General features: G+C 60.0%; 16 protein-coding genes. 14 read left to right on the forward strand and 2 right to left on the reverse strand.

Annotated features, from left to right (window positions below; genetic code table 11):
• Window positions 1–7 precede the first annotated feature (7 nt).
• From GW587_RS03895 to GW587_RS03945, 11 genes are all read left to right on the forward strand, one after another.
• Window positions 8–895 carry a ParB/RepB/Spo0J family partition protein gene (locus GW587_RS03895; RefSeq protein WP_166098716.1) on the forward strand — a complete coding sequence of 296 codons (888 nt, stop codon included), beginning with the start codon at window positions 8–10 and terminating at the stop codon, window positions 893–895.
• Between the two features lie 218 nt (window positions 896–1,113).
• On the forward strand, window positions 1,114–1,479 hold the full coding sequence (locus GW587_RS03900; protein WP_166098718.1) for an ATP synthase subunit I: 366 nt from the start codon (window positions 1,114–1,116) through the stop codon (window positions 1,477–1,479).
• Window positions 1,480–1,500: 21 nt separating this feature from the next.
• The gene (gene atpB, locus GW587_RS03905) at window positions 1,501–2,304 is read left to right on the forward strand and encodes a F0F1 ATP synthase subunit A (RefSeq protein ID WP_166098721.1); all 804 of its coding nucleotides are present in this window, start codon (window positions 1,501–1,503) and stop codon (window positions 2,302–2,304) included.
• Window positions 2,305–2,367: 63 nt separating this feature from the next.
• Window positions 2,368–2,646, forward strand: coding sequence for a F0F1 ATP synthase subunit C (atpE, locus tag GW587_RS03910; RefSeq protein ID WP_135200866.1), 279 nt, complete (start codon window positions 2,368–2,370; stop codon window positions 2,644–2,646).
• 42 nt (window positions 2,647–2,688) lie between these two features.
• The gene (locus GW587_RS03915; RefSeq protein WP_166098723.1) at window positions 2,689–3,159 is read left to right on the forward strand and encodes a F0F1 ATP synthase subunit B; all 471 of its coding nucleotides are present in this window, start codon (window positions 2,689–2,691) and stop codon (window positions 3,157–3,159) included.
• A gap of 2 nt (window positions 3,160–3,161) precedes the next feature.
• Window positions 3,162–3,707, forward strand: a complete 546-nt coding sequence (locus GW587_RS03920) for a F0F1 ATP synthase subunit delta (RefSeq protein ID WP_166098725.1) — start codon at window positions 3,162–3,164, stop codon at window positions 3,705–3,707.
• Window positions 3,708–3,772: 65 nt separating this feature from the next.
• Window positions 3,773–5,314: a F0F1 ATP synthase subunit alpha gene (atpA, locus tag GW587_RS03925; protein ID WP_166098727.1), complete on the forward strand. Its 1,542-nt coding sequence runs from the start codon at window positions 3,773–3,775 to the stop codon at window positions 5,312–5,314.
• Window positions 5,315–5,366: 52 nt separating this feature from the next.
• Window positions 5,367–6,242 carry a F0F1 ATP synthase subunit gamma gene (atpG, locus tag GW587_RS03930; RefSeq protein ID WP_166098730.1) on the forward strand — a complete coding sequence of 292 codons (876 nt, stop codon included), beginning with the start codon at window positions 5,367–5,369 and terminating at the stop codon, window positions 6,240–6,242.
• Window positions 6,243–6,271: 29 nt separating this feature from the next.
• A complete protein-coding gene (gene atpD, locus GW587_RS03935; RefSeq protein WP_166098732.1) occupies window positions 6,272–7,672 on the forward strand; it encodes a F0F1 ATP synthase subunit beta in 1,401 nt (466 codons plus the stop codon).
• Window positions 7,673–7,732: 60 nt separating this feature from the next.
• Window positions 7,733–8,155 (forward strand): F0F1 ATP synthase subunit epsilon, encoded by a 423-nt coding sequence (locus GW587_RS03940; protein WP_166098735.1) that lies wholly within the window; start codon window positions 7,733–7,735, stop codon window positions 8,153–8,155.
• Window positions 8,156–8,262: 107 nt separating this feature from the next.
• Window positions 8,263–8,733, forward strand: coding sequence for an MFS transporter (locus GW587_RS03945; RefSeq protein ID WP_166098737.1), 471 nt, complete (start codon window positions 8,263–8,265; stop codon window positions 8,731–8,733).
• A 136-nt stretch (window positions 8,734–8,869) separates the two neighbouring features.
• Here GW587_RS03945 and GW587_RS03950 read toward each other — a convergent pair whose 3' ends face one another.
• Window positions 8,870–9,190, reverse strand: a complete 321-nt coding sequence (locus tag GW587_RS03950; protein WP_166098739.1) for a DUF5615 family PIN-like protein — start codon at window positions 9,188–9,190, stop codon at window positions 8,870–8,872.
• A complete protein-coding gene (locus tag GW587_RS03955; RefSeq protein WP_207393318.1) occupies window positions 9,171–9,392 on the reverse strand; it encodes a DUF433 domain-containing protein in 222 nt (73 codons plus the stop codon). Before GW587_RS03955 ends, GW587_RS03950 begins: the two co-directional genes overlap by 20 nt.
• A gap of 111 nt (window positions 9,393–9,503) precedes the next feature.
• On the opposite strand from GW587_RS03955, the gene GW587_RS03960 reads away from it, so the two are divergent.
• The 3 genes from GW587_RS03960 to GW587_RS03970 all read left to right on the forward strand — a co-directional run bounded on the left by GW587_RS03960 (window position 9,504) and on the right by GW587_RS03970 (window position 14,103).
• Window positions 9,504–10,202, forward strand: a complete 699-nt coding sequence (locus tag GW587_RS03960; RefSeq protein WP_166098741.1) for a CPBP family intramembrane glutamic endopeptidase — start codon at window positions 9,504–9,506, stop codon at window positions 10,200–10,202.
• A 251-nt stretch (window positions 10,203–10,453) separates the two neighbouring features.
• Window positions 10,454–13,225: a TonB-dependent receptor gene (locus tag GW587_RS03965; protein ID WP_166098743.1), complete on the forward strand. Its 2,772-nt coding sequence runs from the start codon at window positions 10,454–10,456 to the stop codon at window positions 13,223–13,225.
• The gene (locus GW587_RS03970; protein WP_166098746.1) at window positions 13,225–14,103 is read left to right on the forward strand and encodes a DMT family transporter; all 879 of its coding nucleotides are present in this window, start codon (window positions 13,225–13,227) and stop codon (window positions 14,101–14,103) included. Before GW587_RS03965 ends, GW587_RS03970 begins: the two co-directional genes overlap by 1 nt.
• Window positions 14,104–14,119: the final 16 nt, after the last annotated feature.

Genomic DNA, 14,119 nt, shown 5'->3' on the forward strand with positions numbered 1-14,119 from the left:
CACAATCATGGCAACTAAAAAACTCAAAGGTCTCGGTCGCGGCCTGGACGCGCTGCTCGGCGGCGATGGCGACATGAACACCCCGGACGCCAACACGCCGTCCCAGCTGCCGGTCACGCAAATGCAGGCAGGCAAGTATCAACCGCGTACCCGCATGGACGAGGGCGGATTGCAGGAACTGGCGGCGTCGATCAAGACCCAGGGCATCATGCAACCGATCCTGGTGCGGCCGGTCGGCACCGACAAGCTGACCGGTTCGGTCAAGTACGAGATCATCGCCGGCGAACGCCGCTTCCGCGCGGCGCAGCTGGCCGGGCTGGAAGTGTTGCCGGTGCTGGTACGCGACGTCGACGACCAGGCCGCCGCCGCGATGGCGCTGATCGAGAACATGCAGCGCGAGGATCTGAATCCGCTGGAGGAGGCGCAGGGCATCCATCGCCTGATCACCGATTTCAGTTTCACCCACGAACAGGCGGCCAACGCGGTCGGCCGTTCGCGCAGCGCGGTATCCAATCTGTTGCGTTTGATGAACCTGGCGAATCCGGTGCAAACCATGCTGATGGCTGGAGATATCGACATGGGTCACGCCCGTGCGCTGTTGTCGGTCGATGCCGCCAGCCAGATCAACCTCGCCAACACCGTGGTCGCCAAGCGTTTGTCGGTCCGCGAAACCGAGAAACTGGTTGCGCGCACGCTGGAAGAACAAAAGGCGGCGCCGGTCGAAGCACGCCAGAAGGAAAAATCCGGCGACATCCAGCGCCTGGAGGAAGAATTGTCCGACGCGCTGGCGACGCCGGTGGTATTCAAGATGGGCGCCAAGGGCCGTGGTCAAATGATCATCGACTTCGCCGACCTGGATATCCTCGACGGCGTGCTGGCCCGTCTGCGCGCATAAAACTAAATGAGGCCCACCGTTTTGTTAAGTATTACTTAACAAAACGGAAAACGCTTAACTCGCCTCAAGTTGGTGCAAAGCGCGCTGAAATGTTTGTAAAAGCGTCTCTTTCGCGCACACGAATGCTCTGCTGCGGTGCAGCATGTTTGACGCGATACATGAAAGACACATATAATCACGCGTCTTTAGGTTTATCGGCATTTTGGGAGCCTCGCCAGATGAGTGATTCGACGAGTATTTCCAAGCCGATTTTCAAAGTCGTCGCCCTCCAGTTAGCCATCGCAACTGGATTCGCCTTGCTCGCCTGGAACTGGGGTGGAGGTCTCAAAGCTTGGTCGGCCGCCTATGGCGGAGCAATCGCAGTCATCGGGAGTCTGATGTACGCGATGATTGTTGCGGGCGGAACAAATGACGCGAAAAAAGCTTTCCGGTCGCATGTACGCGCCGAAGTAGTGAAAATATTTATCACGGTAGTGCTGTTTATTCTGGCACTGGCGCTGTTTCAGTCGGCCTCTTGGTTATGGCTGATCTTGGGTTTCGCGGTGGCAACCTTGGCTTACTGGTTTTCACTGCTCGCAATTTAATCACCAAAATCTAATACTTTTATGACCACAGAAAACGCTGCAGGAGCGCACCACGATGCGCCGACCTCAATTGAGTATATTCAGCATCACCTGTCCCACCTGAAAAGCGCGGATGGCGCCTACAACCTGGACACGTTCTGGGTTTCGGCCATTCTGGGCCTGATTTTCCTCGGCGTGTTCTATATGGCGTCGCGCCGCGCCACCGCCGGCGTCCCGGGCAAGCTGCAAAACTTCGTCGAAGCCGTGATGGAACTGGTCAACGAGGTGGTCAACTCCGCCTTCCACGCCAAGAGCAAGGTCATCGCGCCGCTGGCGATCACCATCTTCTGCTGGGTTTGGCTGATGAACGCGATGGACTTCCTGCCGGTCGACCTGCTGCCGAAGCTGCTCGGCTACGCCGGCGTGCACAAGCTGCGCGTCGTGCCGACCGCCGACGTCAACCACACTTTCGGCATGTCGTTCGGCGTCATGCTGTGCATTATCGGTTTCTCGATCAAAGCCAAGGGTCTCGGCGGCTGGGGTAAAGAGCTGCTGACCGCCCCGTTCCACGCGCATGGCTTCATGGCCATCGTGCTGGCGCCGGTCAACTTCATCTTCCAGATGATCGAGCTGCTGGCCAAGCCACTGTCGCTGTCGCTGCGACTCTTCGGCAATATGTACGCCGGCGAGCTGCTGTTCATTCTGATCGCTCTGCTGCCATGGTGGGCGCAGTGGCTGCTGGGTGGTCCTTGGGTTATCTTCCACATCCTGGTGGTGACCCTGCAAGCGTTTGTGTTTATGGCGTTGACTGTGGTGTATCTGAGCCTCGCGGTTGAGAAGCATTAAGCAACATTCTGTTTTACCTTTTTAGTATCTGTAGTCTTTTTTAAAATCTTAGGAGAAATTTCAATGCAAGCTCTGATCGCACAAGTACAAAGCATGACCGTTCTGGCCGCAGCAATCATCATCGGTCTGGCCGCTATCGGCACCGCACTCGGTTTCGCAATTCTGGGCGGCAAATTCCTGGAAGCGTCGGCCCGTCAACCAGAACTGATGCCACAACTGCAAACCAAGCTGTTCGTTATCGCTGGTCTGCTGGATGCGATCTCGATGATCGGCGTCGGCGTTGCTCTGCTGTACACCTTCAGCAACCCATTCCTGGCTGCCGTTCTGTCCGCTGCTCAGTAATCCGCTCCACCCTAGGAGAAACTTTTAGTTAGGAGCAAAGGTATGGACATCAATATGTCTCTCATCGGTCAGATGATCACCTTCGCGGTGTTGGTCTGGGTATCGATGAAGTTCGTATTTCCATCGCTGAACGCAGCGTTGGATGAGCGTGCCAAGCGTATCGCTGACGGTCTGGCTGCGGCCGACCAGGGTCAGCAAGCGATGGTAGTCGCTGAAAAGCGCGCCAGCGAAGCGCTGGCAGGTGCACGCGAAGAAGCTTCGCAACGCGTTGCCGACGCTGAAAAGCGCGCGCAACTGGTCGCCGAAGAAATCAAAGCGAATGCACAAGCCGAAGCGGACCGCATCATTGCGCAAGCCAAGGCCGACGCCGATCAGCAACTGACCAAGGCGCGCGAAGCGCTGCGCGCTCAGGTGGCTGACCTGGCTGTGAAGGGCGCCGAGCAAATCCTCAAGCGCGAAGTCAACGCCTCGGCCCACGCCGATCTGTTGTCGCGCCTGGCTGTCGAGCTGTAATCATGGCAGAAAACGCAACCGTCGCCCGTCCCTACGCGGAAGCTTTGTTCCGCGTAGCCCAAGCAGGTAAGGAATCGTTCAACCTCGCGGCGTGGTCCGAACTGGTGGCCGAACTGGCCCAGATCGGTGCCCACCCCGAGGTGCAAGCATTCGCCCGCAACCCGAAAGCGTCGGCAGCCGATGTCACCGCCGCCATCACGGCGCTGGTGAAATCGTCGTTGAACACGGAAGCGAAAAACTTCCTGGCGATGCTGGTCGAAAACGGCCGCATCAGTCTGCTGCCGGAAATCGGCGCGCAATTCCAGGCGTTGAAAAACGCCGTGGAAGGTGCGGCAGACGCCGACATCACCAGCGCTTTCGACCTGAGCTCGGCCCAGGTGAGCGAGCTGATCGCGACGCTGGAAAAGAAATTCGGCCGCAAGCTGAACCCGGTCGTGACCGTGGATCCAGCGTTGATCGGTGGCGTGCGCGTGGTGGTTGGCGATGAAGTGCTGGACACTTCGGTCCGCGCCAAGCTGCAGCAAATGCGTGTTGCACTGGTCGCGTAAGCAGACCCGCTTAGAACAGATTCTTCCCCTCGCGCAAGCTGAGAGAAACACTTTTAGGAGTTAGTATGCAACTCAACCCATCTGAAATCAGCGAGCTGATCAAGAGCCGTATCGAAGGCCTTGATGGCGGCGCTGAAGTACGCAACCAAGGCACGGTTATTTCCGTCGCCGACGGTATCGTCCGCATCCACGGCCTGTCGGACGTGATGCAAGGCGAAATGCTGGAATTCCCTGGTAACACCTTCGGCCTGGCGATGAACCTGGAGCGCGACTCCGTCGGCGCCGTGATCCTGGGTGCTTACGAGCACATCTCCGAAGGCGACACGGTCAAAACCACCGGCCGCATTCTGGAAGTGCCTGTTGGTCCTGAACTGAAAGGCCGCGTGGTCAACGCGCTGGGCCAGCCGATCGACGGCAAGGGCACCATCGACGCGAAAATGACCTCGCCGATCGAGAAGATCGCTCCAGGCGTGATCGCCCGTGAGTCCGTCTCGCAGCCGATGCAGACCGGCCTGAAATCGATCGACGCGATGGTACCGATCGGCCGTGGCCAGCGCGAGCTGATCATCGGCGACCGCCAGACCGGTAAATCGGCCGTGGCCGTTGATGCGATCATCAACCAAAAAGGCCAGGGCATGACGTGTATCTACGTCGCCATCGGTCAAAAAGCTTCGACCATTAAAAACATCGTTCGCTCGCTGGAAGCGCACGGCGCGATGGAATACACCATCGTCGTCGCCGCCACCGCGTCGGAATCGGCCGCGATGCAGTACATCTCGGCTTACTCCGGTTGCGCCATGGGCGAATACTTCCGCGACCGCGGCGAAGACGCACTGATCGTCTACGATGACTTGTCGAAGCAAGCCGTCGCTTATCGTCAAATCTCGCTGCTGCTGCGCCGTCCACCAGGCCGCGAAGCGTATCCCGGCGACGTGTTCTACCTGCACAGCCGCCTGCTGGAACGCGCAGCCCGCGTGAACGCAGACTACGTCGAGAAGTTCACCAACGGCGCCGTCACCGGCAAGACCGGTTCGCTGACCGCATTGCCGATCATCGAAACGCAAGCAGGCGACGTGTCGGCCTTCGTGCCGACCAACGTGATTTCGATCACCGACGGCCAGATCTTCCTGGAAACCTCGCTGTTCAACGCCGGTATCCGTCCTGCGATCAACGCCGGTATTTCGGTGTCGCGCGTCGGTGGCGCCGCCCAGACCAAGGTCATCAAAAACCTGTCCGGCGGTATCCGTACCGACTTGGCCCAGTACCGTGAACTGGCTGCGTTCGCGCAGTTCGCTTCGGACCTGGACGAATCGACCCGCAAGCAGCTGGACCGTGGCGCCCGCGTCACCGAACTGCTGAAGCAGGCGCAGTACTCGCCGCTGTCGATCTCGCTGATGGCCGCTTCGCTGTTCGCAGTGAACAAGGGCTTCCTGGATGATGTCGCGGTCAAGCAAGTGCTGTCGTTCGAAGCTGGCCTGCACGGCTACCTGAAGACCAAGCAAGCCGACCTGCTGTCCAAGATTGAAGCATCGAAGCAACTGGACAAAGACGGCGAAGCAACGCTGTCGGCCGCCATTGCCGACTTCAAGAAATCCGGCGCATATTAAGCGAAACGGCGATCCTGACGGGTCGCCTTCCGCGCAGAAGGAGTAAGGACTCATGGCAGCAGGCAAAGAGATACGTGGCAAGATCAAGAGCGTAGAAAATACGAAGAAGATCACCAAGGCGATGGAAATGGTCGCCGCATCGAAAATGCGCAAAGCGCAGGATCGCATGCGCGCCGCCCGTCCCTACAGTGAGAAGATTCGCAATATCGCCGCTAATCTGGCTACCGCAAATCCGGAATACACCCACCCGTTCCTGGCAACAGAGCAAAAGGAAACGGCGAAGGCGGTGGGCTTCATCGTCGTCACCACGGACAAAGGTCTGTGCGGCGGCATGAACACCAACGTGCTGCGCATGGTGACGGCGAAAACCCGTGAGCTGGAAACAGCCGGCAACAAGATTGCCGCGGTAGCTATCGGTAACAAAGGTTTGGGGTTTTTGAATCGCGTAGGCGTCCCTGTCGTTGCGCAAGTAACGCAGATCGGCGACACGCCGCACCTGGAAAAACTGATCGGACCGGTCAAGGTCATGTTGGAAAAGTTCCAGAACGGTGAAGTCGACGCAGTCTACCTGTGCTACACCAGGTTTATCAACACGATGAAGCAAGAGCCGGTGGTGGAGCAGTTGCTGCCGCTGCCAGCCGCCAAGACGCAGGCCGACGCGGGTAATCACAACTGGGATTACATCTACGAGCCGGACGCTGCGACCGTGATTGACGAACTGCTGGAGCGCTATGTAGAAGCGCTGGTGTACCAGTCGGTGGCGGAAAACCTGGCGTCCGAGCAATCGGCGCGTATGGTGGCGATGAAGGCTGCGAGCGACAACGCTGGCAGCGTGATCGGCGAATTGAAGCTGATCTACAACAAAACCCGCCAAGCTGCGATTACCAAAGAACTTTCCGAAATCGTCGCCGGTGCGGCTGCGGTTTAAACGAATTAAACTATATAGAAGGAACGAACATGGCTGATGGCAAAATCGTTCAGTGTATCGGCGCTGTGGTGGACGTAGAGTTTCCACGCAACGCGATGCCTAAGGTATTCGATGCCTTGAAAATGGAAGGCTCCGAGCTGACCTTGGAAGTACAACAACAGCTGGGCGACGGCGTGGTCCGTACCATTGCTCTGGGTTCGTCCGACGGCCTGCGCCGCGGCATGATGATCCAGAACACCGGCAAGCCGATCATGGTGCCAGTGGGCAAAGCGACCCTGGGTCGCATCATGGACGTGCTGGGCAACCCGATCGACGAATGCGGTCCTGTCTCGCACGAGCAGATCGCCTCGATCCACCGCGCGCCTCCTGCATACGACGAACTGTCGCCATCGCAAGAGCTGCTGGAAACCGGCATCAAGGTGATCGACCTGGTGTGCCCGTTCGCCAAAGGCGGTAAAGTCGGCCTGTTCGGCGGCGCCGGCGTCGGCAAGACCGTGAACATGATGGAACTGATCAACAACATCGCCAAGGCGCACTCGGGTGTTTCCGTGTTCGCCGGCGTGGGTGAGCGTACCCGCGAGGGTAACGACTTCTACCACGAGATGGCCGATGCCAAAGTGGTCGATCTGGAAAATCCAGAGAACTCCAAAGTGGCGATGGTCTACGGCCAGATGAATGAACCACCAGGCAACCGTCTGCGCGTCGCGCTGACCGGTCTGACCATGGCGGAATCGTTCCGTGACGAAGGCAAGGACGTTCTGTTCTTCGTGGATAACATCTACCGCTTCACCCTGGCCGGTACCGAAGTGTCGGCACTGCTGGGCCGTATGCCTTCCGCCGTGGGTTACCAGCCGACGCTGGCCGAAGAGATGGGCCGTCTGCAAGAGCGCATCACCTCGACCAAGACCGGTTCGATCACCTCGATCCAGGCCGTCTACGTTCCTGCGGATGATTACACCGATCCGTCGCCTGCAACCACCTTCGGTCACCTGGATTCGACCGTCGCTCTGTCGCGTGACATCGCCTCGCTGGGTATCTACCCTGCGGTCGATCCACTGGACTCGACCTCGCGCCAGCTGGATCCGCTGGTCGTCGGTCAAGAGCACTACGACACCGCACGTGCCGTGCAGATGACGCTGCAGCGCTACAAGGAACTGCGCGACATCATCGCGATTCTGGGCATGGACGAACTGGCGCCGGAAGACAAACTGCTGGTGGCCCGCGCGCGTAAGATGCAGCGTTTCCTGTCGCAGCCGTTCCACGTTGCTGAAGTGTTTACCGGCGCGCCGGGTAAATACGTTTCGCTGAAAGACACGATCAAGGGCTTCAAGATGATCGCGTCGGGCGAACTCGACCACCTGCCGGAACAAGCGTTCTATATGGTAGGCACGATCGAAGAAGCCATCGAAAAAGCCAAGAAGCTCAACTAATCGTTGAGTTTCGATCGCGGTCCCGTGCGAACGGGGCCGCATCACACCGACAGGACACACATGGCAAACACTATTCACGTTGACGTGGTTTCCGCCGAGGAGTTGATCTACTCGGGCGAAGCCGAATTCGTCGCGTTGCCGGGCGAGCAGGGCGAGCTGGGGATCTATCCCAAGCACACGCCGTTGATCACCCGCATCCGTCCGGGCGCGGTGCGCATCCAGGTACCAGGTCAAGCTGAGGAAGAATTTGTCTTCGTCGCCGGCGGCCTGCTGGAAGTGCAGCCGGGTACTGTGACGGTGCTGGCGGATACCGCGATTCGCGGCAAGGATCTGGACGAAGCCAAAGCGACTTCGGCCAAGAAACGCGCCGAAGAAGCGCTGGCGAACAACACCTCCGGTATCGACTACGCGAAAGCGCAAGCCGAACTGGCAGCGGCCATCGGCCAGCTGGCGGCGATCGCCAAACTCCGCGCAAAGCACTAATCAGCGCGCAGCAAGCAACACAGCAAAAAGGCAGCCGAGGCTGCCTTTTTTTATGTCGGCCGCTAGTAAATTTTTCTTTCCTACCCGTTTGTTCCGCCCGGCAGCCTTTGCCGACCGTTCGAACGTCCCACTGGCGTTTCGGCCCCTTCACCGGCTTGTACGCGCTGATGCGGTTTGTGTTCTTGGCCATCCTCGGCATGCTCAGCGATCGCTTCGGCCGCCGGGTTGTGCTGCTGCTGTCTCTGGCCGGCAGCGTGGTCGATTATGTGTTCATGGCGATCGGGCCATCGCTGTCGCTGCTCTTTTTAGGCCGCGCCATCGCCGGCATCACCGGCACCAGCATGGCCGCGACCTCGGCCTACATCGCCGACGTCACGCCGGAAGACCTGCATTCGCGCCGCTACGGCCAGCTGGGCGCTTGCTTTGGCATCGGCTTCATCATCGGCCCGGTGATCGGCGGTGAGCTCGGCTCCCACCGGGTACGGGCGCCATTTTTGGCGGCGGCGGCGATGAACGACTTTGTTCATGGTGCGGGAGTCGCATACGGCGCGCAATGGGGACTCGGCCGGGAAGCGTGAACTCGGAGCGTTGGGGCGAACGTCGCGCCGGCGTTGTCGGGCAGCATCGGCTCGGATCTGGAGGGCGTGCTGGCCAGCACCGCCAGCCGCGCCAACGTGATCGGCCCGGTCGCGATCAGCACAATCTACTTCATAATTAAAGCTGGAGTTCGATCAAGGTTCGAGGCGCCAAGGTCGGCAGCGTTGCCAGTATCTTGGGAACCAGTTGCCGAAATGACGACAATAGCCCGTCCGGCGTGGTTAGTACAACTACCGCCACAGGCAGAGTATTGAGATTCTGTTGGTATTGGATATTTCTGTCTGCTGTAAAAAGCACATCGAAACTCTGCGCCGCCAGCTTCAGTAACTGGCCGTTATTGGTGCCTCCCCAGCCACATTGCACGACTGTGCGCACGCTGTGACTAGTCAGATCGGCTGCGAGTGGCGCAGGCATCGATTCATCGAACAAGATGCGCATGTTTGTCCGCGAGTTGTCCCGCTATCTCCAATGCTGCAACCGCTGCTTGCTTAGATACGGATGGATAGTGATCTATGAAAGTTTCAATTGATGCGCCTGCTTTTAAGTAGTCAAACATGAATGATAGCGGCACCCGCGTGCCAACAAAAACGACTGCACCGCTGTAGATCTCAGGATCACGATGTATCACTTGTTGGCTCATATGTCCTCGCATTAAAACGACTATATCTAAAGGCAGTATAGTCAATTTAACGATATATCAAGCCACAAACCAAAGTTGATTTATCAACTAGCGCATGCGACCATCGGCGTCATGAATGATTACCCCATCGCTTCGCTGGCCGGGCTGCTGATCGCCCTCGGTGCGACCACGCTGCTCGCCTTTCTCAAGCATGCCGACAAGCGCGCGGCCATCGATCAGTCGCGGCATCTGAGCGTCACCTGGGGCACTTGCCTGGCGTTGCTGGCGCTGGTGCTGTTCTGGGAGCGGCGGACTTTGTCCAGCCTCGGTATCGTATGGGGAAATTATTGGGCCTGGGCCATTGGCTTCGCCCTCGGCGGCCTTATCCTGGGCACGTCGGTCGTGTCGATCTGGACCGCCGGCAGGGCGGGCAAGCAGGCCATCCCAGAGGACTCCGAGCAGGGCTTGATGCGCTTGCTGCAAACGCCGCTGTGGTTCCGCTATGTGGTCGTGCTCACCGCCGGCATCACCGAAGAAATCATGTTTCGCGGCTATCCGATCGAGCGGCTGCTGGAGCTGACCGGCAACCTGTGGCTGGCCGCCGCGATCCCGCTGGCGGTGTTCGTGTTCGCCCACCTCAGCGCCTGGTCGCTCGGCCACCTGGTCGGGGTGTTCTTCGGCGGCGCGGTGCTGACCGGGCTGTATTTGTGGCAACGCGACCTGATCGCCTGCATCATCGCCCACACCCTGATCGATTCCCTCATCATCTTCCTGCCCGCGATGCTGAAAAAGCTGGCGGCGCGTCCGGCGAAGCCGGCCACGGCTTCTTGACCTATATCTTTCGTTTCCTTTCGAAACGAAATCAGCTTAAATTCGAATAAAGTTGGCTCGCCGCCTCTGTTTTTCCTCCCAAAACGTGATTTTTGTCGTTTTACCGCCTTTCGATAACTGTCGATTGCTTTCGAAAACAACACAATACGAAATGCTGTGAAGATTTCTTGTAATTTCGAATTGTGTCGAATACTATCAATTCCGGGTCATTAAATTGAAATAAAAGACATAACGATAGATCGGGATCAGATATGCGAATCGCAAACGGTACCAGGTTCAAAAAGACAACATTGGCGCTGGCCATCGGGATGGTGGTGTGCAACGGCGCTTGGGCTCAAGACGAAGTCAAGGCCGCAGCGGACGGCGACGCCGCCGCGCCAAGCGTGGTGGTGAGCGGCACCCGCGCCTCGCTGGCGAAATCGCTGGATCTGAAGCGCAACGCCTCGATCATCCAGGACTCCATTTCCGCGACCGAACTCGGCCGCTTCCCCGACGATAACGTGGCCGACTCGCTAGCCCATATCTCCGGCGTCTCGATCTCGCGCACCAAAGGCGGCGAGGGCCAGTACATCAATGTGCGCGGCCTCGGCTCCGGCTACAACATCGTCACCCTGAACAACCGCATCCTCGCCACCGACGGCGACGGCCGCGATTTCGCTTTCGATGTCCTGCCGTCCGAAGTGATCTCCGGCGCCGACGTGATGAAGTCGGCGCAGGCGTCGCAAATCGAAGGCAGTATCGGCGGCTCGGTCAACCTGCGTTCCGCCCGTCCGCTCGACTATCCCGGCACCCACACCTCGCTGCGCGCCGAAGCCGACCACAACGACATGTCCGAGAAGTACGGCCGCAAGATCTCCGGCGTCTACAGCCAGACCTTCAACAACAACACCATGGGCGTGTTGCTGGGCGCGGTCTACTCCAAGCGCACGGTGCGCACCGATTCGCTGCAGTCGCAAACCTTCGACGCCGACAGCCCGGGCAGCTTCGACGCCAACAAGGACGGCAAGATTTCGGCCGACGAGAGCGGTCTGCTCGGCGTCTGCTGTATCGCCTTCGGATCGGTGTTCGAGCAAAAGGAACGCGCGGCCCTGTCCGGCGCCTTCGACTGGAAACCGTCGGCCGACTTCCGCCTGACCACCGACTTCCTGCTGACCCGCCTCGACGCGCCGCAGATCGGCTACAACCAGGCCTATTACGTCAAAGCCACCGAAGGACGCTGGTCCGACGTCGTGATCAAGGACCACGTGGTCACCAGCATGACGGTGGCCGACATGATTCCGGAGATCGCCAATATCACCTCCAACCGCGTGGTCGATACCAAGCAGTTCGGCGTCAAGGCCAACTGGCGCGTGACCGACGACCTGACGCTGGTGGGCGACGCCTACCGTTCGACCTCGGTGCGCAACTCGGGTGGCAAGGACACCTACGTGGTGGCCGGTATCGCCGGCAACAACACCGGCTACTACACCCTCAACAACAACGGCCTGCCGAGCATCCGCGTGGCGTTGGCGGACGGCCGCGACCTGGCCACGGCCGCCGCCGCCGGCACCCTGAGCGACAAGGATTACGGTCCGCACTACGCCGGCCTGTCCGGTACCGACGTGAACGACAAGATCACCGGCGAATCGGTCGACGGCCGCTGGTCGCTGAGCGGCGCCTGGTTCGCCGACGCGCTCAACTTCGGCCTGGCCAACACCTCGCGCGAAAAAACCCGCAACTTCATCGGCAACGACCAGACCGGCGGTTCCTGCATGTACTGCGGCAAGTACAGCACCACCTTCGACTCGTTCGGCGCCAAGGTGGTCAGCACCATGACCGTGCCCAACTACATGAGCGGTTCCGGCGGCAGCTTCCCGATGAGCTTTGTCCGCTTCGACGTGCCGGCCTATTTCGCCGGCCTGAAATCGCTCGACGGCAAGCCGAAGTACGACGCCAACGGCGTGCAGACCGGCGTCTACGATTCGTCCCAGCTGGCGGCGGTGCTGGATCCGACCAACTCCTACCACGTGACCGAAGACACGGTGTCCGGCTACGCCCAGCTCGATCTGTCGGGCGACAAATGGTCGGGCAATATCGGCGCGCGCCTGGTGCACACCAAGACCAAGTCGCAGAGCGCGATCAACCAGATCATCTCGATCGTCGACGCCACGCCGGACGTCGCCACCAGCAGCCCGATCGTCAAGTACAGCAACGCGACGCCGGTGACGGAAGAGGGTTCCTACACCAAGCTGCTGCCGTCGGCCAATATCGCCTATTCGGTGACGCCGCAACTGACCGTCCGCGCCGCCGTGGCCAAGGTCATGGCCCGGCCGTCGCTCGACAAGCTGGCCGCGACCCGCACCGACAGCACGCTGGACCGCACCTACCACCTCAACATCGCCGGCGATCCGAAGCTGAAGCCGACCGAGGCCAAGCAGCAGGACTTGTCGGCCGAGTGGTACTACAAGCCGAAGTCGGCGCTGACCGCCGCCGTGTTCGCCAAACAGATCAAGAACTTCATCACCTACCAGACCGATGAGCACGTCGACATCGGCGTGCCGGGCTACCTGTACACCGTGACCCACCCGGTCAACGGCGACACCGCCAAGGTGCTGGGTATGGAGCTGGGCGCGCAGCACTTCTTCGACAACGGCTTCGGCGTCAACGCCAAGTTCACCAAGACCAACACCAAGGCGTATTCGGGCGGCGTCTACACCGGCCAGCTCGAAGGCGTGGCGCCGTCGGCCTCGTCGATCGCCTTCCTGTACGAAGCGCACGGCATCAACGCCCAGGTGGCGTTCGATTACACCGGCAAGTACACGCAATCGTCGAACGTGGTGGCCGGTTATCCGGCGGTGGTCGATGAGATCACCTGGGTGACCGCCTCGGCTTCGTACGACGTCACCAAGAACGTGACCGTCTTCATCGAGGGCAAGAACTTGTCCGACGCGAAGATGCGCTCGACCCTCGGCCGCGCCGACACCGCCTACGGTTTCGAGTCGTGGGGACGCACAGTGGTGGTCGGCATGAGCGCCAAGTTCTGATGAAAAGCTGGCTCACTTACACCTTGCTGGCAACCACGCTGATGGGCGTGTGGGGCGCGTTCGCCGGATTGCCCAGCCAGCACGGCTTTCCCGAAACGCTGATCTACGTGGTGTGGGCGCTGACCATGATCCCGCCGGCCCTGCTGGTGCTGCACCGCGCCGGCTGGCGCCTGCAACGCGACGCCCGCGCGGTGGTGCTGGGGCTGGTGATCGGCGTGCTCGGCGCCGGCGGCCAGATGATCCTGTTCTACGCGGTCAAGGATGGTCCGAGCTATCTGATCTTCCCGATCATCTCGATGTCGCCGGTGATCACCATCGGCCTGTCGTACTGCCTGCTGAAGGAACGCACCGGCCGGCTGGGCATGGCCGGCATCGTGCTGGCGGTGCTGGCCTTGCCGCTGTTCGACTACAGCCCGGGCGCGGCCGCGCATTCCTACGGCCCGTGGTTCCTGATGGCGATCGGCGTGCTGCTGGCGTGGGGGCTGCAAGCGTATTTCATCAAGCTGGCCAACGCCACGATGGAAGCCGAAAGCATCTTCTTTTACATGACCGCGTCCGGCCTGCTGTTCATTCCGCTGGCCTTGCTGATGACGGATTTTTCGCAGCCGATCAACATGGGCTGGCAGGGGCCTTACCTGGCCGCCGCCACCCAGGTGCTCAACGCGCTGGGCGCGCTGGCGCTGGTGTACGCCTTCCGCTACGGCAAGGCGCTGGTGGTGTCGCCGATGGTCAACGCCGGCGCGCCGCTGCTGACCACGATCTTGTCGGTGCTGATGGCGGCCACCTTGCCCGGCGGCGCCAAGCTGCTCGGCATCGGCCTGTCGCTGGCCGCCGCGCTGCTGCTGGCGCTGCAACCCGAAGAAGCCGCGCAGGCATAATTTTTTAGAGATGGAG

The sequence above is a fragment of the Duganella aceris genome, assembly GCF_011090165.1.
Classification (GTDB): Bacteria; Pseudomonadota; Gammaproteobacteria; order Burkholderiales; family Burkholderiaceae_D; genus Rugamonas; species Rugamonas aceris.